Below are 19,832 nucleotides of genomic sequence, written 5' to 3'. Positions count from 1 at the left end.
AACAGCCCGCGGCGGCAAGGGCAGCGGCTGCACCTTACAGTAAAGGAGAATCATTTGCATCAATGACAGCCTCGGGGCCGCCCCTCAGCGGCCCCGCTTGCCGGTTTTCAGAGGGGCTTGTACTGGATCTGCGCCGCCAGCACGCGCAGGCCGTCGGCGCCGCTGGAGAGGATGCGTTCCTCGCCCACGCCCTTCAGGCGCTGCAGCTGGAAGCCGTGTTCGACGGGCAGGCGCGCGGCGAGGGCGTCCAGATGCTGCAGGGCTCCCGGGCCCTCGCAGTCGAACTGGCCCCAGTACTGGCCGTGGCGATGGATGGTCAGGCGGTAATGCATCAGGGGTTCTCCGGCAGGTGCTGCAGCCACTGCGCGAACATGGCGTTGGCTGCAGCGGCCAGCGGCGCACCATAGCGGCGGGCCTGCGCGCGCAGGTCGTTGGGATCGATGCCGGCCTGGGCCAGTTCGAGGGTATGGCCGATCAGCCAGCGCTCGAACTGGTGTGCATCCAGTTCCGGATGGCATTGCAGCGCGAGGGCATGCTGGCCGATGGCAAAGGCCTGGTGGCGGCAGGCCGGCGTGCTGGCCAGGCGCTGCGCACCGTTGGGCAGTTCGAAGGCTTCGCCATGCCAGTGCAGCACCGGGATGCCCTGCAGGGCCTGCAACGGCGAGTGCTGGCCGTCTTCGGTGAGCAGCAGCGGCGCGAAGCCGATTTCCTTGCCGCCACTGGCCGCGACCGTGGCGCCCAGGGCGCGCGCCATCAGCTGCGCGCCCAGGCAGATGCCCAGCGTCGGCCGCTGCTGCCGCAGGCGGTGTTGCAGCAGGGCGATGCTGTCGGCCAGGAACGGATAGAGCGCTGTGTCATTGACGCTGATCGGGCCGCCGAGCACCACCAGCAGGTCGGCCGCTTCGGCGGGCTCCAGCGGATCGACGCCGGCCTGCAGGACCTGCAGGCTCCAGCCCTGCGCGAGCAGCAGCGGCTGCAGCGTGCCCAGGTCTTCGAAGGCAACGTGCTGCAGCACCACGGCATGCTTGCCGGCAGCGGTGGTCATGCGGGTTCCCCTGCGCTGGGCCAGTAGAAGCTGTCCGGCGTCGCGCGCGCGCCGAAGATCGCCTGGCCGACACGCACCACGGTGGCGCCTTCCTCGATGGCGATCTCGAAATCACCGGACATGCCCATCGACAGTTCTGACAGGTCGATGCCCGCCGGTGCGCTGTGCTGCAGCTGGTCGCGCAGTTTGCGCAGGCGCACGAAGCAGGCGCGCACGCGTTCGACGTCGGTGGTGAAGATCGCCAGGGTCATCAGCCCGCGCACGCGCAGGCGGTCGAAGGCGGGCAGCTGCTGCACGAAGGCCGCGACGGCGTCCGGTTCCAGGCCGTACTTGCTGGGTTCGGCCGAGGTGTTGACCTGCACGAACACGTCCAGCGTACGGTCCTCCAGCTGCAGCCGCTGCTGCAGCGCCTCGGCCACGCGCAGGCTGTCCAGGGCCTGGAATTCGCTGGCGAAGCGGGCGACATGGCGGGCCTTGTTGGTCTGCAGGTGGCCGATGACCGACCAGTGCACGCCGAGGTCGGCCATGGCTTCGGCCTTGCGCTGGGCTTCCTGCACCTTGTTCTCGCCCAGCTCGTGGCAACCGGCGGCCACGGCCATGCGGATGCGCGCTTCGTCGACGGTCTTGCTGACCGGCAGCAGGCGCACGCTGGCCGGATCGCGACCGGCGCGCATGCAGGCAGCGGCGATGCGCTGGCGCACGGTGACCAGGTTGGCAGCGATCTGTTCGACGGACTGGGCGACGGGCCAGTCGGCGGCGGCTAGGGGCATGGGGGACCTCCGGTGCGGGGTGGCCAGGGTGGGATACACTGGCACAGGACAAGGCTCAGTTTGGCATAGGACAAAATGAAAATCACCGGGCGTAGTGCCGAGGCCATTTTCGACAGCATCCGTGAGGGCATTGGCAACGGCCAGTTGGCCGCGGGCAGCGTGCTGCCGCCGGTGCGGGAGCTGGCCGAGCAGCTGGGGGTGAACCGGAATACCGTGGCGGCCGCCTACAAGCGCCTGGACGGTGCCGGCCTGGCCAGCACCGGCGGCCGCCGTGGCACGGTGGTGCGTGGGCCGGTACAGGCCATGGCCCGCGAAGGCAGCGCACCGGGCCTGGCCCTGCACGACCTGGCCGGGGGCAACCCGGATCCGCGGCTTCTTCCCACGCTGCGCGTTCAGGCCGCGGCCCCGCGGCTGTACGGGGCGGAGACGGTGGATGTGCGCATGCAGCGGCTGGCGCGCGCCTCGCTGGACCCGCATTGCCCGGCCGGCTATGCGCTGGAGCTGACTCATGGGGCAGTCGATGGCATCGAGCGCCTGCTGGCGGCGTGGCTGCTGCCGGGTGACCGCATCGCGATCGAGGATCCGTGCTTCCTCGGCAGCCTCAACGTGCTGGCCGCGGGCGGGCACGCGGTGCTGCCGGTGGCGGTGGATGCGCACGGCATGCGGGTGGAGGCGCTGCGTGCAGCGCTGGAGGCCGGTGCGCGGGCGGTGCTGCTGACCCCGCGCGCGCACAACCCCACCGGCGCCAGCCTGGATGCGAAGCGGGCGCGGGCGCTGCGGCAGTTGCTGGCCGGTTACCCGCAGGTGGCCGTGTTGATCGACGATCACTACGCGCTGCTTTCGCAGCAGCCCTACCATTCAGTGCTGCCGGACGATGGCCGGCGCTGGGCGCTGCTGCGGTCGCTGTCCAAGGCGCTGGGGCCGGACCTGCGGCTGGCGTGGCTGGGCTGCGATGCTGCCACTGCCAGCGTGCTGCGCCTGCGTCTGGCGGCCGGCACCGGCTGGGTCAGCCACCTGCTGCAGGATGCGGCCAGCGCGGTGCTGGAGTCGGCGCCGCAACGGGCAAAGATCACCGCAGCGGGCGAGCGTTACCAGCAGCGCCTGCAGTCATTGCAGGAACTGCTGCGCGCGCGCGGGCTGCAGACGCCGCTGCCGATGGAGGGCTTGAACCTGTGGCTGCCGCTGTCGGGTGACAGCCACGCGCAGGTACTGGCGCTGGCGGCACGCGGCTGGCATGTGCGTGGTGGTGAGGTGTTTGCGGTGGCGGCGCCGGCGCATGGGCTGCGCATTACCTGTGCGGCGCTGGGGGCGGCCGAGCTGCGCAGGCTGGCCGATGATCTGCTGGCGGTGTGCGGTGGGTAGCGTCGAGCTTGCTCGACTGCCGTTCGCCACATAGTCGAGCAAGCTCGACTCTACAAGGGCGGGCGCTCAGGGCGCGGCGTTGGCGCCGGGTCGCACGTAGTAGGTCTGGCCGGTGTCATCCAGGAACACCAGTTCCGGCTTGCCCTGCCATGAGGTGAGCATGGCGCCGGTGTTGTTCTGGTGCCGCACCATCAGGCTCGCGCCGCGATCAGGGTTGGCCACGACCTTGAATACTTCGGTGGTGCCGCTGGCATCGTCCAGGGTCAGCAGGGCTTCGCCACCGCGGTCGCTGGTGCCGTAGCCGCCGCGTTCGGAGCCATCGGGGCCGAGCAGGATCATGCCTGAGAGTGCGGTGGCACGCGGGCCCTGCGGTTTGCCCTTGCTGAGCGGATCGGGCACGGGGGCGCCGAGGATGACGCGGGCCTGGCCCTTGTCATCGTGGATGACCAGGCCGCGGGCTTCGATCACCCGTTGCGGTGACTGGCTGTGGTGCAGGTTCCAGGCGGTCCAGCCGGAAACGAGCAGGGCGAGGGTCGACACCCCCAGGGTGGTCAGCATCAGTGCGCGGGCCATCGTTCGTCCTTCCTTGGATGTGCCGACGATAGCGGATGCAAAAGCGGATGGGTAGGGCCGCGCGGTCAATGGAAATCGCGGCTGTGGCTGCGCAGGCCCTGCAGCAGTTCATCCAGGCACAGCATGCGCTGCACGATCACATGCTGCACACCATCGACGCGTTCGAGGCGGCCGTCGATCTGCATCAGCTGGGTATCGACCAGTACGCGGTGCTGGCGGTCGGCCACGTGCCGCCAGACCACGGCATTGACCATGCCGGTCTCGTCTTCCAGGGTGAGGAAGGTGACGCCGCTGGCGGTCTGCGGGCGCTGGCGCATGCGTACCAGGCCGGCGATGCGCACGCGGCGTCCATGGCCGTGGCCTGCCAGTTGTGCGGCGTCGAGGCAGCCACGGGTACGCAACTGCGCGCGCAGGAAACTGATCGGATGGCGGCCGAGCGTGGTGCCGGTGCTGCGGTAATCGGCCTGCATGTCCTCCCACGCGCTGGGCAGCGGCAGGGCCACGCGGGCCTCGGTGGTGGCGCGGGCCTGGTCGAACAGCGGCAGCCGGTTTTCCACGCCGGAAATATCCCAGCGTGCGCGATGGCGGTGGCCGCTGAGCCCACGCAGCGCACCGGCATCGGCCAGCAGGCCCTGCTGGCGCCGGTCCAGCCCGGTGCGTTGGCAGAGATCGCCGACATCGTCGAACGAGCGGCGCGCGCGTTCGCGCATCAGTGCCTGCACTGCCGTTTCGCTGCAGCCATCGATCAGGCGCAGGCCGAGCCGGATTGCCGCTGCGCCCTTGCTGAAATCCAGGGTGCAATCCCAGTCGCTGTGGCGCACGTCCACCGGCAATACCGTGATGCCATGACGGCGCGCATCCTGCAGCAGCTGGTCGGGGCTGTAGAAACCCAGCGGCTGGCTGTTGATCAGGCTGGCGGTGAACGCGGCCGGGTAGTGGCACTTCAGCCAGCAGCTGGCATAGGTGAGCAGGGCGAAGCTGGCCGCATGGCTCTCGGGGAAGCCATAGCTGCCGAAGCCCTTGATCTGCTCGAACAGGCGCTCGCCGAATTCCAGGCTGTAGCCGCGGTCGAGCATGCCGGTCAACAGCTTTTCGCGATGTGGCTCCAGCCCGCCGTGGCGCTTCCACGCGGCCATCGAGCGACGCAGTGCATCGGCTTCGCCGGCGCTGTAGCCGGCGGCATCCACCGCCAGCTGCATCACCTGTTCCTGGAACAGCGGCACGCCCAGGGTACGTGCGAACACGCGCTCCAGCTGCGGTGGGTACAGCGGGTTGTCCGGATCGTTCAGTGCCTCGGGGCCCTGTTCGCGCAGGATCCGCCGGCGCTCCAGGTAGGGGTGCACCATGTCGCCCTGGATCGGGCCCGGGCGCACGATTGCCACTTCGATCACCAGGTCGTAGAAGGTGCGCGGCTGCATGCGTGGCAGCATCGCCATCTGCGCGCGCGATTCGATCTGGAACACGCCGATGGTTTCGGCGGCGCAGATCATGTCGTAGGTCGGGCCATCCTCGTCTGGAATCGCATCCATGCGTCCTTCGTGCAGGCCGTGCTGCTGCAGCATGGCCAGGCACTTGCGGATGGCGGTGAGCATGCCCAGCGCCAGGCAGTCGACCTTCATCAGGCCGGTGGCATCGAGGTCGTCCTTGTCCCACTGGATGACGGTGCGCCCGGCCATGGCAGCGTTCTCCACCGGTACCAGGGTGGACAGCGGGTGTTCGGAAATCACGAAACCACCCGGGTGCTGCGACAGGTGGCGGGGGAAATCGATCAGCTCTTCGGTGAGTGACAGCAGGCGCCGCATCAGCGGCGTGTCCGGATCGAAGCCGCGTTCGCGCAGGGTGTCCGGCAGCGGGATGTTGCCGCCCCAGTGGTCCATCGCCGCACCCAGCTCATTCACCTGGTCCATCGGCAGGCCGAGCGCGCGGGCGACATCACGGATCGCGCTGCGGCCGCGGTAGCTGATCGCCACGGCAGTGAGCGCGGCGCGCTCGCGGCCATAGCGGTTGAACACGTACTGCAGCACTTCCTCGCGGCGCTCGTGCTCGAAATCGATGTCGATGTCCGGTGGCTCGTCGCGCTCATCGGAAATGAAACGCTCGAACAGCAGGTTGCTGCGCGCCGGGTCGATCTCGGTGACGCCGAGCACGAAGCACACCGCCGAATTGGCCGCCGAGCCACGCCCCTGGCAGAGGATCTGCTGGCTGCGCGCGAAGCGCACGATGTCCTGCACGGTGAGGAAGTAGGAGGCGTAGTTCTTCTTGGCGATCAACGCCAGCTCGTGTTCGATCTGCGCGCGCTGCGCCGGCTGGATGCCTCGTGGCCAGCGCTCGGGAATGCCTTCTTCCACCAGTTCGCGCAGCCAGCTGTCCGGCGTCTGCCCGTCGGGCACCAGCTCGCGTGGATAGGTGTACTGCAGCTGGTCCAGGGTGAAGTGGCAGCGCTCGGCAATGCGCAGGGTCTCGGCCAGCAGCCCGGGCGGATACAGCTGGGCGAGCGCGCTGCGCGGGCGCAGGTGGCGTTCGCCGTTGGGAAACAGCCGCCAACCGGCTTCGGCCACGCTGCAGCGGTGGCGGATCGCGGTCAGCGTGTCCTGCAGGGCGCGACGGCGGCGCACATGCATGTGCACGTCACCGCTGGCCACCAGCGGCAATGCGTGGCGCTCGCCGAAGGCCTGCAGCTGCTGCAGGCGTCGCACGTCGTCGTGTTCGTGGTGCAGTTCCACCGCCAGCCACAGGCGGTCGCTGAAGGCGTTGCGCAGCAGCTGCAGGTGGCTGGCATCGGGCTGGCGGTCCAGCCACAGGCACAGCAGGCCCTCGGCCAGGCCGTGCAGATCCTCGCGAAGGCAGCGGTATTCGCCCTTGCCCGCGCGCCGCCGGCAGGTGGTGATCAGCTGGCACAGGCTGGCATAGGCCTCCTGGTCGGTGCACAGCAGGGCGATCTTCGGCCCGTCCTCGACCTGGAATTCGGCACCGATGACCAGCGCCACGCCGTGCGTCTTCGCTGCCTGCCAGGCACGCACGATGCCGGCCAGCGAGCACTCATCGGTGATCGCCAGGGCGCGGTAGCCCTGGCCGGCGGCACGCGCGAACAGTTCATCGGCGGTGGACGCGCCGCGCTGGAAACTGAAGGCCGACAGGCAGTGCAGTTCGGCATAGGCAGGGGAGGTGGCGGTCATGGCGGTTCAACCGAACCAGCCGTGCAGCATCCACGGCGCATGCGGATCGTTGCGCGGGCGGAAGGCCCAGCCGCGCTGGCCGTGGGCGGTTTCCACCACGTAGTAATCGCGGCGCGCGTCGGCCTGGTCCCACCAGCCCGATTCGATCCGCTCCGGCCCGGCGACGATGCGCAGGCGTGGGTCACGCAGCGGCTGCGGCGTGTCCAGCAGCCAGCCGGGGCGCAGCGGCCAGTACGCGGGGGGCTTGGCCGCCGGCTGGGTGCCGCTGGCACATTCGGGGCGATGGTCGGCCTGCACCGCCAGCGGCTGCACGGCGTCATCGCCGAGGCGTGCGCGCAGGCGCTCGCGCAGCTGGGTCCACGGCATCGCCTGCGCCGGGCGGGTGTCGAACAGGTCACGCGCGGCCGGCACGAACGGCGGCAGGTGTTCGGCCTGCAGGCGCAGTGCCCGGCTGCCGGCGGGCAGGGCGAAGGCTTCCATGCGGTTGCGGGCGATCTCGAACAGCAGCGCGGCATCGCGCTCGGGGGCCAGCAGGCCGATGGTCAGCACGCTGGCCGGCAGCAGGTCGTGTTCGAAATACAGGTCGAAGCGCTGCACGCCGCCATCGCGCGAACAGAGGAAGGCGGCCAGGTCCAGCAGCAGGCGGCGCAGCGGGAACAGCAATGCCTGGCTGGATTCGATCTCGTACTCGAATTCGATGCGCGCATCGAAGCGGTCCGGGGGCTGGTAATAGCGCAATGGCGGCGCCGGCAGGCCGCGCAGTGCATCCAGCTGCTGCAGCACATCGGGGGCAAAGCGCCGGGCCAGGCTGTCGCGCGGCAGGTCGAGCGCGGCGCCCAGCGTACGCAGGCCGGAGCGGCCGAGCACGGTGACCGCCTCGGCGGGCAGGCCGCAGCGCGACAGGGGCAACTGCGCGAGCAGCGCCGGCAGCTGCTGCATGTCGACGCCCAGGCCATCGTGCACGTTGGCCAGCACGCGTGCGGCATGTGGGGTGGGCGCGGCCACCAGGCGATGGCGGAAGCCCAGCTCGTGCAGGCCATCGCGCAGGCGTTTCTCGATCTTAAGCCAATCACCGAACAGGGCACGGCTGGCGCCGATTTCCAGCACCAGCGCATGCGGGAAATCGAGGCTGACCTGCGAGCTGTACGCATAGGCCCAGCTGGCCAGCAGCTGGCGGGTGTGCTGTTCGGCGCTGGGGTCGTAATCGTGCAGCTGCATGTCCTGCACCAGCACCTGCGCGGCCGACAGCAGCATGCCCGGGCGCAGGCCGGCCGCGCGCGCCGCCGGGCTGACCGCACGCAGCACGCGGCGCTGCGCCGGCCCCTGCAGCAGCACCAGCGGCCGCTGCGGGTCCGGCTGCAGGCGCAGCACGCTGTCCAGCGCCAGCTGCGGCAACAACAGGCAGGCCCAATGCATGGCGCGGCCTCAGTGGGCGATGGCCAGCGGCAGCGGTTGCGCCGGTGGCAGGCCGCCGCGGCACTTCAGCACCCGCACCTGGCCGTGGTCGAGCTGCAGGCGCAGGCTGGCCGGGGAGGGATTGCGTGCGGCGCGCACGTCGCGGAACACGAAGCCCAGGCACTGGCCGCTGTCAGCGGCGACCTGCAGGCGGCGCAGCGAACGGTCATCGGCCTGCTGCGGCTGTGGCCAGCACAGCACCGCGGCACAGGCCGCCGAGCGCAGGCATTGTTCGGCCGCCCACAGGGCCTGCTTCGGCGCGGCCTGGATGATCTGCAGCTGGGCCAGGTCGAGGCCGGCCGCGGCCCAGGCCGGGGCGTGCGGACGGTAGGGCGGGGCGACCAGCACGATGGGCCGGTCGCGCTGGCTCAGCCTGGCCAGTGCCGGCCAGACCAGGGCCAGTTCCCCCACCCCGGGGGCGTCCTGCAGCACCTCGCACAGGCCGCTGGCCGGCCAGCCGCCGCCGGGCAGGCGGGCATCCAGCGCCGGGTGGCCACTGGCCAGGTGGTCGCTGGCGGGCCCGGTGCGCGCCGGGCCACGCCACAGCTGGCGGCCGTCCAGCAGACGGTCGAGCGCGACGACGGCCCCCATCAGCCGGTCCTCCAAGGGAGGCGCCGGTCAGGCGGGAAGCGGCAGGAATGGGCGGAAACGGCGGGCATGGAGCGAGTATCGACGGGTCGGGATCAGGGGCTGAGACCGACATGCTACTCGCCTTGTGAGTAAAATTACTAATGAAATTGGCGGGCTGGCCGGTAGATCCACGCCATGCGTGGATAGGGTCATCGTGAATGGGGTCAGAGCCCTTTCTGTGAAAGGGATCCGACCCCGTCGGCCTGCGCGTTGCGCCGTTTGTTCAATCCCGGCCGGGGGTGCGGGGGCCACCCTGCGGGCCCCTCATTCATGGCCTGCCGATGAAACGCTGGATCCTCCGCCTGTACGCCCCGTTGTTCCTGTCTGGCTTCATTGCCGCCGCCATCGCCTGGGTCGGCCACCACCACGGCGACCCGCTGTGGCTGCTGCCTCTGCTTGCCCTCGCCATCGGCGTTTCCTTCGTGGCCGAACGCCTCTGGCCCTACGACCCGGCGTTCAACCACGACCACGGCGATCGCCTGCGCGACACCCTGCACGCCGTGGTCAACGAAGGCCTGAACCTGCTGTCGATCGCCGCCGTGCCGCTGCTGGCGGCGATCATTCCGTGGCAGGCGTGGCCGCAACAATGGCCGTTCGCGCTGCAGGTGCTGGTCGCCATCATCGCCGCCGATCTCGGCATCACCTTGGTGCACTACGCCAGCCATCGCATCGGCTGGCTGTGGCGGCTGCACGCGGTGCACCACAGCGTGACCCGCATGTACGGCTTCAATGGCCTGATGAAGCACCCGCTGCACCAGGCCGCCGAGGCGGTGGGTGGCGTGCTGCCGTTGCTGCTGCTGGGCCTGCCGCTGCCGGTGGCGGCGGTGCTGGCCTTCGCCATCGCCATCCAGCTGCTGCTGCAGCACTCCAACGTGGACATGCGGCCGGGCGTACTCGGCCGGGTGATGGCCTGGGCGCCGCTGCACCGTTTCCACCACATGCGCTACGGCACCGCTGGCGACGTCAACTTCGGTCTGTTCCTGACCGTCTGGGACCGCCTGCTGGGCACGGCCTTCGATGCGCCGGACTATCGACTGGGGACGCGTGACCTGGGCATCGGCAGCCAGCCGGACTATCCGCGCGACTATGCGGGGCAGCTGCTGGCGCCGTTCCGTGAGCTGCCACACGGGCAGGTGCCCGAGGTGCCGGACGGGCTGCGTCGCCGCCGTTGAGCGCGCCTCAGGCAGCGCGCAGCTGCAGGCCCTGCAGCTGCGCCGCACCGATGCCGAACATGCGGCGCAGGCTGCGCGACAGATGGGCCAGATCGGCGAAGCCGGCGGCATGCGCGCTGTCGGTCAGGCTGTGCCCACGCAGGTGATGGGCCAGGGCGATGCGCAGGCGCTGCCACAGCACCCAGCCACGCAGGGTTACGGCGAGATCGGACTGGAAGCGCCGGTGCAGCTGGCTGGTGGACAGGTGCGCGGCGCCGGCGATGTCCGCGGCCGGCACCGGGCCGGGCAGGTGCTGGGCGATGTGTTCCAGCGCCACCTGCACGCGGCGGTCCAGCGGCTGCGCACGGCTCAGCTGCGGCAGGCATTGCTGCAGGGCGGTGATGTCGGTGGGCAGCGTGGGCAGCTGCTGCTGGATCTGTTCGAGATCAGCGTGGGCCGGTTCCAGGAACAGGGTGCAACCGTCCTGCGGCGCCGAGAGGATGGCGTGCGGTACGAAGGACGGCAACCACAGGCGCTGGCCGTGCTGCGCCACACCGTCGATCTCCACCTCCCAAGGCGCGCCATCGCTGAGCAGCAGCTGGTGGGCGTAGTGCGCGTGCGTGCCGCTGCCACCGGCATGGCCCTGCAGCAGGGCGGCGTGTGCATCCAGCAGCAGGGTGCCAGTCCAGGGCAGGGCGGGGTGGGGCATGCGGGTAGTGTAGATCCACGCCGTGCGTGGATGGATCGACATCGGAATTGAATCCATGGAGATCCGACCCCGTGCCGACCAACGGTCGGCACCCACCACCATAAGCAGCAGCTTCCATCAGCAGCAGATTCCATCAGCAGCAGGTTCCAACAGCTAGCAGGAAACTGTCGAAGGCGGGGTGGGTCCGGTGGCAGGGGCGTGAGCCGCATGGATGCGGCGACCGAGCTTACATGGACGTACTTGCAGCGTCCCATGCCACCGGACCCACCCCGCCATCCCACGGAATGCAGGCTCTTGACGTTGACGTTGACGTTGACGTCAGCGGGTGCCGGGCGGCAGCCCGGCCGCACCATCACCGCCCGTGCGGATCCGGGCGATGGTGCACGTACTCGACCACGGTGCCATCGGGATGCACCGCATTGAACGCCGCGCCAGTGGGCACCACCTGCAGCGGGAAGATGATCTCGGCGCCGGCCGCCACCAGCCTGTCGTGATAGGGCCGCACATCATCGACCAGCAACGTGCCGGTGGTGGAGGTGAACGGCGCCAGCGCGTCATCGCTGCCTTCGATCAGCAGGAACGCACCGACCATGGCCAGGCGCAGGCCGGCATCGGGGAACGGAAAGCCCGCATCGGCCACCACGCCCTGCAGCTGCTCGTAGAACGCCACGCTGCGCTCCAGCTCGCCGGGAGTGACGAACACGCGGATCAGCACGCGCGGGCTGCGCTGGCTGGAAGTATCACAGCGGTCGCGCCAGAGGTGGTCGAAAGTGCGGTGTACGTTCATGGGCTCGGTCCATCGCCGGGGACTCCCATTATCGGCACGGCCCTGCGGCCCGCTGATGACCGCCGGTGATGGCCTGATAACCAAGGCCATAGGAAGGCCTGTGACTTAGGTCCTGTTGACAGCCATCGATGCCCTCGCACAATCTTAACAAGATGGGTCGCTTTGCGGCCCGGGCAGGCAGGTTGTCACGCCGGGAGGAGGGTCCCGCGCGCAGACCGGTCCGTCCCCTGGCCCGCGGTGTGTTGCCTGGCAACGCCCGCGCGGCATGAACGCTGCACCCTTCGGCGGCACTTTCCCTGGACCGATTGCCTTGGCAACGGAATTACGCCCGCCGATGAAAACGTTTACAAAGCCGCTTGCCCTGTCCCTTGCCCTGTCCCTTGCGCTGTCTGCCGCGCTGGCCGCCCCGGCCTGGGCCGACACGGCCGCCTTCACCGTGCTGACCCTGGACCAGGCGCCGAGCGCCGATGCCATTCCCGCCCTGGCTGCCCAGCTGAAATCCCTGCAGGTGGACGCCGTCAGCGTGCGCCAGGTGCAGCGCGGCATCGGCCAGGTCGATCCGCTGCAGCTGCTGGCCGATGGCCTGGGCTACGAATACCGCTTCATCGCCGCCGGCAAGGATGATGGCCAGACCCAGCAGGGCCAGGCCGTGCTGACCCGCCTGCCGATCGCCGCCGAATCCGGCCCCGACCAGCCGGGCCTGAACTACCTGCGCCTGGACGATGGCCGCCACACCGTGGCCCTGTACACCGATGCCGGTGCGGGCGCCGCGCGCCTGCCGGCCCTGGTCACCCGTTCGCGCCTGGGCGCACCGGCCGTGCTGCTGGGTGCGGTGGCCGGTGAATCGGCCAAGGCTGCCGGTTTCGATCCGGCCCGCGTGGCCCTGGAAGCCGATGCCAGCTACTTCAGCGATGGCTTCCAGGCTGCCAGCAGCGCGCCGTTCAAGATCGATGGCAGCGCCCTGCGCGCGACCCTGCTGACCCTGGCCTACGTGGCCGACAAGGGCGGCGAGCAGCCGTGGATGGACGCCACCCTCAACGCCGATGCGCGCGCTGCGCTGCTGCTGAAGGCGATGACCGAGGACGAGAAGTTCCAGATGCTGCACAGCTACTTCGGGCTGGGCAAGGACGGTGGCCCGCTGCCGGAAGGCGCCGTGGGTTCGGCCGGTTTCGTGCCGGCGGTGCCGCGCCTGGGCATTCCGGCGCAGCAGTCGGCCGATGCCGGCGTGGGCGTGACCAATCCGGGCGGCATCCGTCCGGGCGACTTCGCCACCGCGATGCCGTCCGGCCCGTCCACCGCCTCCAGCTGGAACCGCGAAGTGGCCTTCGCCGGTGGCGCGACCATGGGCCGCGAAGCATGGCAGCAGCGCTTCAACATCCTGCTGTCGGGCAGCGTCAACCTGCAGCGTGACCCGCGCAACGGTCGCAACTTTGAATACGCCGGCGAAGATCCCCTGCTGGCCGGTTCGATGGTCGGCGCGCTGATCCAGGGCGTGCAGAGCCAGCACGTGATCTCCTCGATGAAGCACTTCGCGCTGAACGACATGGAGACCCGCCGCAACTTCCATGACGTGCGCATCGGCGAACAGGCCATGCACGAATCGGACCTGCTGGCCTTCGAGATCGCGCTGGAAGCCGGTCGCCCGGGCGTGGCGATGTGCTCGTACAACAAGATCAACGGCACCTACGGCTGCGAGAACGGCTACCTGATGAACCAGGTGCTGAAGCAGGAATGGAAGTTCCCCGGTTTCGTGATGTCCGACTGGGGCGGCGTGCACAGCGGTTCGAAGGCGGCGCTGGCCGGCCTGGACCAGCAGTCGGCCGGTGAAGTGTTCGACGCCGCGGTGTTCTTCGACGAACCGCTGCGCCTGGCCGTGCACGGTGGCGTGGTGCCGCAGGCGCGCCTGAACGACATGGTGGCGCGCATCCTGCGCACGATGTTCCTGCATGGCAACTTCGACAACCCGCCGCAGCACCAGAAGGTGGATGCCGAAGCCGGCTACGCCGTTGCCCAGCGCACGGTGGAAGAAGGCAGCGTGCTGCTGCGCAATGAAGGCAACCTGCTGCCGCTGGCCGACAGCGTGAAGCGCATCGTCATCATCGGTGGCCATGCCGACAAGGGCGTGATCGGTGGTGGTGGTTCGTCGATGGTGGGCGTGACCGCCAAGGGCACCAACGCAGTGCCGGGCGTGATGCCGACCACCTGGCCGGGCCCGGTGATCTTCCACCCGTCCTCGCCGCTGGAATCGCTGCGTGCAGCGCGTCCGGACGCGACCATCGAATATGTGGACGGCACCAATGCCGCCGCCGCGGCCAAGGCGGCCGCGCAGGCCGACGTGGCCATCGTGTTCGCCACCCAGTGGGCGGCCGAATCGGTGGACCTGCCGGACATGCAGCTGCCCGACAAGCAGGACGCGCTGATCTCGGCGGTGGCCAAGGCCAACCCGAAGACCGTGCTGGTGCTGGAAACCAATGGCCCGGTGCGTACCCCGTGGCTGGCGCAGGTGCCGGCGATGCTGCAGGCCTGGTACCCGGGCATCCGCGGTGGCGAAGGCATCGCCGCGCTGCTGACCGGCCAGGCCAACCCGTCCGGCCGCCTGCCGGTGACCTGGGTGGTGGACGAATCGCAGCTGCCGCGCCCGCACATCGACGGCCTGGGCTTCAAGCCGAAGAAGGAGTTCGGCGACGTGTTCGATTTCGATATCGAAGGCGCCAACGTCGGCTACAAGTGGATGGCCGCCAAGGGTCTGACCCCGACCTTCGCGTTTGGCCATGGCCTGTCCTACACCTCGTTCGCCTATGAAAACCTGAAGGTGAGCGTAGAGGGTTCGCGCCTGGTCGCCAGCGTGGACATCCGCAACACCGGCAAGCGCGCCGGTGCGGACGTGGCCCAGCTGTACCTGAAGCTGCCGGCTGGCAGCACCACGCCGATCCGCCTGATCGGCTATGACAAGGTGCAGCTGCAGCCGGGCGAACAGCGCCGCATCCGCATCGAAGCCGAGCCGAAGACCCTGGCCCACTACGATGCGCAGGCGCGCCAGTGGAAGATCGACGGCGGCACCTACCAGGTGCAGCTGTCGCGCAACGCGGCCGAGCCGCTGCAGAGCGTGGACGTGCAGCTGGTAGAGCAGGTGCTGCGCTGATCCAGCGGGTTGTTGATGTTTGAAGGAACGGCCCCGAATGGGGCCGTTTCTTTTTGTGGATTGCCGCTGCGCTCGCCGGGCATGGCCCGGCGCTACCTGGTCATGGCATCTCCGGCGGACGCCGTCATCACCCGGGCGTGCCGGTGAACCACCCGCGCAGGAAATCGATCAGGTGGCGCACCTTCGGCGAGGGCTGCGTGCTGTGCGGGTAGACGGCGTAGACGCTCTGCTGCGGGAAGCGGTGCTGGCGCAGCACCGGCCGCAGGCGGTCGTGGGCCAGGTCGTCCTCGATCAGCCAGCGCGGCAGCACGGTAACGCCTGCACCGGCCAGGGCGAAGGCGCGCAGGCTGCTGGCGCCGTCCACGCGCACCACGGCATTGCCCGGATTGGTCGCAAACAACGCATCGCTGCCGTCGGGCGCCACCACCGGCACATCGGCCAGACGCGGATAGCCGAGGCGGGGCAGGGTGCCCAGCTGCACCGGGTCATCGACCGCTTCGGCAGAGGGCAGGCGCGCCAGCAGCGACGGTGCGGCCACCGCGCACAGCGGGTGCCGTTCCAGTTCGCTGGCGTGCAGGCCTGAATCCGGCAGGCGGCCAAGGCGGATGGCTACGTCGAAACGCTCGGGAATCAGGTCGGCCGGTGCGGGCGACGTGGACAGATGCAGCTGCAGCGCCGGATGCCGCGCGCGGAATGCCTCCAGCGCCGGGATCAGCCGCAGCTGCGCGTACTCCGGCGTGGTGGTCAGGCGCAGCGTGCCCTGCAGCTGGTGCTGGTCGCGGCGCGCGGCATCGATGGCCGCCTGGGCCGCATCCAGGGCCTGCACGCAGTGCTGCAGGAACTGTTCGCCGGCCTCGGTCAGGGCCAGCTGGCGGGTACTGCGCAGCAGCAGGGTCACCCCCAGTTCCTGCTCCAGCCGCTTCAGGTTGAAGCTGACCACCGCGCGGCTCAGGCCAAGGCGGTCGGCGGCTGCAGTGAGGCTGCCGGCGTCGACCACGGCGCGGAAGATGTCGAAGCGATCCAGGCTGACCATGGCGATTCATTGTCAAAACAGATTTGACAGTGTTGCAGCTGCTGTCGTGTTTTTCCAACAGCCGGTGCAGGGCATCCTGCCTGCTTCCCCGCTGGAGCGCCGCCCATGCCGTCCCCCCGCCTGCGCCATGAGGCGATATTCCTGCTGGTGTTCGCCCTGGACCTGGTCAACATGTTCATCGCCACGGTGGCCTACCCGGCGCTGGCGGCCGAGCTGCATGCCGATGTCGGCGTGCTGGCCTGGGTCGGCACGGCCTACATGCTGGGCCTGAGCATGGTGATTCCACTGGCGCCGTGGCTGGCCGCGCGCTGTGGCGAGCGCCGCCTGCTGCTGGTGGCGCTGCTGCTGTTCGCGCTGGCGGCGGCCTTGGCCGGTGCGGCGCCGGGCATAGGCTGGCTGCTGGGCTGGCGGCTGCTGCAGGGCCTGGCCGGTGGCCTGCTGATCCCGGTCGCGCAGGCTGCGGCCTACCGGCAGTGCAGCCCTGACCAGCGCGGGGCGCTGACCCGCCGCATCCTGCTGGTGGCCCTGCTGGTACCGGCGCTGGCACCGGCGCTGGGTGGGCTGCTGGTGCAGTGGCTGTCCTGGCGCGGCGTGCTGTGGGCCAGCCTGCCGCTGGCACTGGCGGCGATGGGTCTGGTGCTGGCGTGGATGCCGGCCGATGGTGAACGCACCGCGCCCCGCCTGCAGGCCTATGCGCTGGCCACGGCGATGAGCGCGCTGGGCGTGCTGCTGCTGGCGCTGACCTGGCTGGGTGAACCCGGCCACCGGATTGCCGGCGCGGTGCTGTTGCTGCTGGCGCTGGTGCTGGCGACCGCCCACCTGCGCCACGCGCGCAGGCAGGCACAGCCGCTGCTGCGCTGGTCGCTGCTGTCCCATCGCGGGCTGCGGCTGGCGATGCTGGTCTATCTGGCCGTGCCGGGCGTGTTCATCGGAAGCCAGCTGGCGAGCACGTTGCAGCTGCACCAGGCCGGTTTCAGCGCTGCACGCATCGGTGCGTTGATGCTGCCGTGGGCGCTGGCCTCGGCGCTGGCCATCACCGGCAGCCGTCGCCTGCTGGCGCGTTTCGGGCCGGGCGCGGTGCTGCGTGGCGGGATGTTGTTGCAGGCGTCGGGTCTGCTGCTGATGGCCCTGCTGCCGCAGCCTTCGTTCGCGCTGGCGGCGCTGCTGTTCGCGCTGATGGGGGCGGGCGGCAGCCTGTGCAGCAGCACCGCGCAGACGCTGGCCTTCCACGGTGTGGAGGCCGAGGCGCTGGGTGATGCCAGCGCGCTGTGGAATCTCAACCGCCAGCTCAGCTTCTGTCTTGGCACCGCCGCCATCGCGCTGCTGCTGGCCCTGGCCATGCAGTGGCTGCCGGCGCGGGCCACCGGTCTGGCGCTGGGCCTGGCCGCTTTCCTTACCCTGCTGCCGATGGCGCTGTTGCGCCGCGCGCAGCCCCTGACACTTGCGCAACCGGAGAATGCCTGATGCACCGCACTGCCGAACATGAAATCCACGAACTGCACGACAAGCTGCAGGCCTGGTTCCGCGCCGAAGTCGGCGCCGAAGCACTCGACGATCTGATGACGCATTTCTGCGCGGACTTCAGCATGGTCGGCATCGCCGGGCGGCGGCTGGATCGGCAGGCGGTGCAGGCCTTGTTCGTGGGTGGGCATGGTGCGCGCCCTGGCCTGCGCATCGCCATCGACGCCGTGCAGGCGATTGAAGCACCGTCACCGCTGGCAGTGCTGCGCTATCGCGAGGGGCATGCAGTGGGCGATGGGGCGGTCGCATGGCGCGAGTCGCTGGCGGTGCTGCGGCAGGAGCAGGGGCGTTGGCGCTGGCTGGCGCTGCATGAGGTTCAATCGGGTTGACGGATCCGCCGGGCATGGCCCGGCGCTACCTCGGGGCCGCGGGTCGGATCGAGGGCCGCGGGTCGGTAGCGCCGGGCCATGCCCGGCGGACGCTGCGAGGCCACTGCACATGTGCCATCAGTCCTGCCCCCAAAGAGCGCAGAACGCAAAGCCTGCACACACTTCACCGGACAGGGCAGGAGTAGGCTTGGGACTTTCCTGTCGGGAGGGGTTTCCATGCGTGTGCGTGCCGTTGCTGTAGCGATCGCCCTTGGCCTGTCCAGCACCGTGCTGGCCGCCGATACCCCGCCGATGACCCCGGACATCAGCGGCAAGCCTTTCGTGGCCCCCGATGTCGGCCGTGACTACGACAAGCGCGTGGTGATGGTGCCGATGCGCGATGGCACCAAGCTGTACACCGTCATCGTGGTGCCCAAGGGCGCGCACAACGCGCCGATCCTGCTGACCCGCACGCCCTACGACGCGGCCGGCCGCGCCAGCCGCATCGATTCGCCGCGCATGCGTGACATGCTGCCGCAGGGCGATGAAGTGTTCGTCGATGGCGGCTACATCCGCGTGTTCCAGGACATCCGCGGCAAGTACGGTTCCGAAGGCGATTACGTGATGACCCGGCCGCTGCGCGGTCCGCTGAACAACACCAAGGTCGATCATTCCACCGATGCGTGGGACACCATCGACTGGCTGGTCAAACACGTGCCGGAGACCAACGGCAAGGTCGGCATGCTGGGCTCGTCGTATGAGGGTTTCACGGTGGTTATGGCCTTGACCGACCCGCATCCGGCGCTGAAGGTTGCCGCACCGGAAAGCCCGATGGTCGATGGCTGGATGGGTGACGACTGGCTCAACTACGGCGCGTTCCGCCAGGTCAACTTCAACTACTTCGCGATGCAGACCGAGAAGCGCGGCAAGGGCACGCCGCTGCCCAGCCTCGGCTACGACGACTACAGCACCTTCCTGCGCATCGGTTCCGCTGGCGATTACGCACGCTTCACCGGCGTGGACCAGCTGACCTGGTGGAAGAAGCTGGTGCAGCACCCGGCCTACGATGCCTTCTGGCAGGGCCAGGCGCTGGACGCGGTGATGGCGAAGACGCCGCTGAAGGTGCCGACCATGTGGCTGCAGGGCCTGTGGGACCAGGAGGACATGTGGGGCGCCAACCATGCCTACCAGGCGATGGAAGGGCGCGACACCGGCAACAGCCTCAACTACCTGGTGATGGGCCCGTGGCGGCACAGCCAGGTGAACTACACCGGTGACTCGCTGGGCGCGCTGAAGTTCGACGGCGATACCGCGCTGCAGTTCCGCCGCGACGTGCTCAAGCCGTTCTTCGACCAGTACCTGGTGGACGGTGCCCCGAAGGCCGACACGCCGCCGGTGCTGATCTACAACACTGGGGAAAACCATTGGGACCGCCTGCAGGGCTGGCCGCGCAGCTGCCAGAAGGACTGCACCGCAGCCAGCAAGCCGCTGTACCTGCGTGCCGGTGGCAAGCTGGCCTTCCAGGCGCCGGCGGCGGGCGAGGGCGACTTCGAGGAATACGTGTCCGACCCGGCCAAGCCGGTGCCGTTCGTGCCGCGCCCGGTGCGCTTCGGCGATCGTGACATGTGGACCACCTGGCTGGTGAAGGACCAGCGCTTCGTCGATGGTCGCCCTGACGTGCTGACCTTCATCACCGAGCCGCTGAGCGAGCCGCTGCGCATTGGTGGCGCGCCGGCGGTGCACCTGCAGGCATCGACCAGCGGCACCGACAGCGACTGGGTGGTGAAGCTGATCGACGTCTACCCGGACCAGGATGCCTCGTCGCCGGAAATGGGCGGCTATGAGCTGCCGGTGTCGCTGGCGATCTTCCGCGGCCGTTACCGCGAGAGCTTCAGCGAGCCCAAGGCGCTGGTGGCCAACCAGGTGCAGCCGTACCGCTTCGACCTGCCCAATGCCAACCATGTGTTCCAGAAGGGGCACCGGGTGATGGTGCAGGTGCAGTCCAGCCTGTTCCCGCTGTACGACCGCAACCCACAGACCTACGTGCCGAACATCTACCTGGCCAAGCCGGGGGATTACCAGAAGGCCACGCAGCGGGTGTGGCACAGCGCCGCGCAGGCCAGTTACATCGATCTGCCGGTGTATTGAGGCTGGTGGACGCGCCGGGCCA

16 protein-coding genes are annotated in these 19,832 nt (G+C 69.4%); 6 read left to right on the top strand and 10 right to left on the bottom strand.

Annotated features, from left to right (window positions below):
• Positions 1 to 107 precede the first annotated feature (107 nt).
• Genes C1925_RS12335 through C1925_RS12325 form a run of 3 tightly spaced genes read right to left on the bottom strand, consistent with a single transcriptional unit; the run spans position 108 to position 1,815 of the window.
• Positions 108 to 332 carry a hypothetical protein gene (locus C1925_RS12335; RefSeq protein ID WP_108769144.1) on the bottom strand — a complete coding sequence of 75 codons (225 nt, stop codon included), beginning with the start codon at positions 330 to 332 and terminating at the stop codon, positions 108 to 110.
• Positions 332 to 1,045: a glutamine amidotransferase gene (locus tag C1925_RS12330; protein WP_108769143.1), complete on the bottom strand. Its 714-nt coding sequence runs from the start codon at positions 1,043 to 1,045 to the stop codon at positions 332 to 334. Before C1925_RS12330 ends, C1925_RS12335 begins: the two co-directional genes overlap by 1 nt.
• Positions 1,042 to 1,815, bottom strand: coding sequence for a YggS family pyridoxal phosphate-dependent enzyme (locus C1925_RS12325; RefSeq protein WP_108769142.1), 774 nt, complete (start codon positions 1,813 to 1,815; stop codon positions 1,042 to 1,044). Before C1925_RS12325 ends, C1925_RS12330 begins: the two co-directional genes overlap by 4 nt.
• Before the next feature lie 75 nt (positions 1,816 to 1,890).
• Here C1925_RS12325 and ptsJ point away from each other — a divergent pair, with 75 nt between their 5' ends.
• Positions 1,891 to 3,177, top strand: a complete 1,287-nt coding sequence (ptsJ, locus tag C1925_RS12320) for a transcriptional regulator PtsJ (protein WP_108769141.1) — start codon at positions 1,891 to 1,893, stop codon at positions 3,175 to 3,177.
• Between the two features lie 66 nt (positions 3,178 to 3,243).
• On the opposite strand, the gene C1925_RS12315 is transcribed toward ptsJ, so the two are convergent.
• The 4 genes from C1925_RS12315 to imuA form a co-directional block, all read right to left on the bottom strand.
• Complete coding sequence (locus C1925_RS12315) at positions 3,244 to 3,750, bottom strand: hypothetical protein (RefSeq protein WP_108769140.1); 507 nt, start codon at positions 3,748 to 3,750, stop codon at positions 3,244 to 3,246.
• Positions 3,751 to 3,815: 65 nt separating this feature from the next.
• On the bottom strand, positions 3,816 to 6,926 hold the full coding sequence (locus C1925_RS12310) for an error-prone DNA polymerase (protein WP_108769139.1): 3,111 nt from the start codon (positions 6,924 to 6,926) through the stop codon (positions 3,816 to 3,818).
• Between the two features lie 6 nt (positions 6,927 to 6,932).
• Complete coding sequence (locus tag C1925_RS12305) at positions 6,933 to 8,342, bottom strand: DNA polymerase Y family protein (protein WP_108769138.1); 1,410 nt, start codon at positions 8,340 to 8,342, stop codon at positions 6,933 to 6,935.
• Positions 8,343 to 8,351: 9 nt separating this feature from the next.
• Positions 8,352 to 8,972, bottom strand: a complete 621-nt coding sequence (gene imuA, locus C1925_RS12300) for a translesion DNA synthesis-associated protein ImuA (protein WP_108769137.1) — start codon at positions 8,970 to 8,972, stop codon at positions 8,352 to 8,354.
• A 320-nt stretch (positions 8,973 to 9,292) separates the two neighbouring features.
• Between imuA and C1925_RS12295 the strand changes: the two genes are divergently transcribed.
• On the top strand, positions 9,293 to 10,183 hold the full coding sequence (locus tag C1925_RS12295; protein WP_108769136.1) for a sterol desaturase family protein: 891 nt from the start codon (positions 9,293 to 9,295) through the stop codon (positions 10,181 to 10,183).
• Positions 10,184 to 10,190: 7 nt separating this feature from the next.
• Here the strand turns inward: C1925_RS12295 and C1925_RS12290 are convergent, their stop codons facing one another.
• Together C1925_RS12290 and C1925_RS12285 are read right to left on the bottom strand one after the other, a co-directional pair.
• Positions 10,191 to 10,913 (bottom strand): AraC family transcriptional regulator, encoded by a 723-nt coding sequence (locus C1925_RS12290; RefSeq protein ID WP_108769135.1) that lies wholly within the window; start codon positions 10,911 to 10,913, stop codon positions 10,191 to 10,193.
• A 310-nt stretch (positions 10,914 to 11,223) separates the two neighbouring features.
• Positions 11,224 to 11,658: a glyoxalase gene (locus C1925_RS12285; protein ID WP_079222247.1), complete on the bottom strand. Its 435-nt coding sequence runs from the start codon at positions 11,656 to 11,658 to the stop codon at positions 11,224 to 11,226.
• A gap of 334 nt (positions 11,659 to 11,992) precedes the next feature.
• On the opposite strand from C1925_RS12285, the gene C1925_RS12280 reads away from it, so the two are divergent.
• Positions 11,993 to 14,800, top strand: coding sequence for a glycoside hydrolase family 3 C-terminal domain-containing protein (locus C1925_RS12280; protein ID WP_108769134.1), 2,808 nt, complete (start codon positions 11,993 to 11,995; stop codon positions 14,798 to 14,800).
• A 127-nt stretch (positions 14,801 to 14,927) separates the two neighbouring features.
• Here the strand turns inward: C1925_RS12280 and C1925_RS12275 are convergent, their stop codons facing one another.
• A complete protein-coding gene (locus tag C1925_RS12275) occupies positions 14,928 to 15,833 on the bottom strand; it encodes a LysR family transcriptional regulator (RefSeq protein WP_108769133.1) in 906 nt (301 codons plus the stop codon).
• A 105-nt stretch (positions 15,834 to 15,938) separates the two neighbouring features.
• Between C1925_RS12275 and C1925_RS12270 the strand changes: the two genes are divergently transcribed.
• The 3 genes from C1925_RS12270 (at position 15,939) to C1925_RS12260 (ending at position 19,810) form a co-directional block, all read left to right on the top strand.
• Positions 15,939 to 17,297 carry an MFS transporter gene (locus C1925_RS12270; protein ID WP_108769132.1) on the top strand — a complete coding sequence of 453 codons (1,359 nt, stop codon included), beginning with the start codon at positions 15,939 to 15,941 and terminating at the stop codon, positions 17,295 to 17,297.
• On the top strand, positions 17,297 to 17,683 hold the full coding sequence (locus C1925_RS12265) for a DUF4440 domain-containing protein (protein ID WP_108769131.1): 387 nt from the start codon (positions 17,297 to 17,299) through the stop codon (positions 17,681 to 17,683). The genes C1925_RS12270 and C1925_RS12265 overlap by 1 nt, the downstream gene beginning before the upstream one ends.
• Before the next feature lie 216 nt (positions 17,684 to 17,899).
• Entirely contained in the window at positions 17,900 to 19,810 is a 1,911-nt protein-coding gene (locus C1925_RS12260) for a CocE/NonD family hydrolase (RefSeq protein WP_108769130.1), read from the top strand.
• Positions 19,811 to 19,832: the final 22 nt, after the last annotated feature.

This window comes from Stenotrophomonas sp. SAU14A_NAIMI4_5, assembly GCF_003086795.1.
GTDB lineage: Bacteria > Pseudomonadota > Gammaproteobacteria > Xanthomonadales > Xanthomonadaceae > Stenotrophomonas.
Note: the sequence above shows the minus strand (reverse complement) of the source record. Positions and strands in the feature narration are given on the sequence as shown.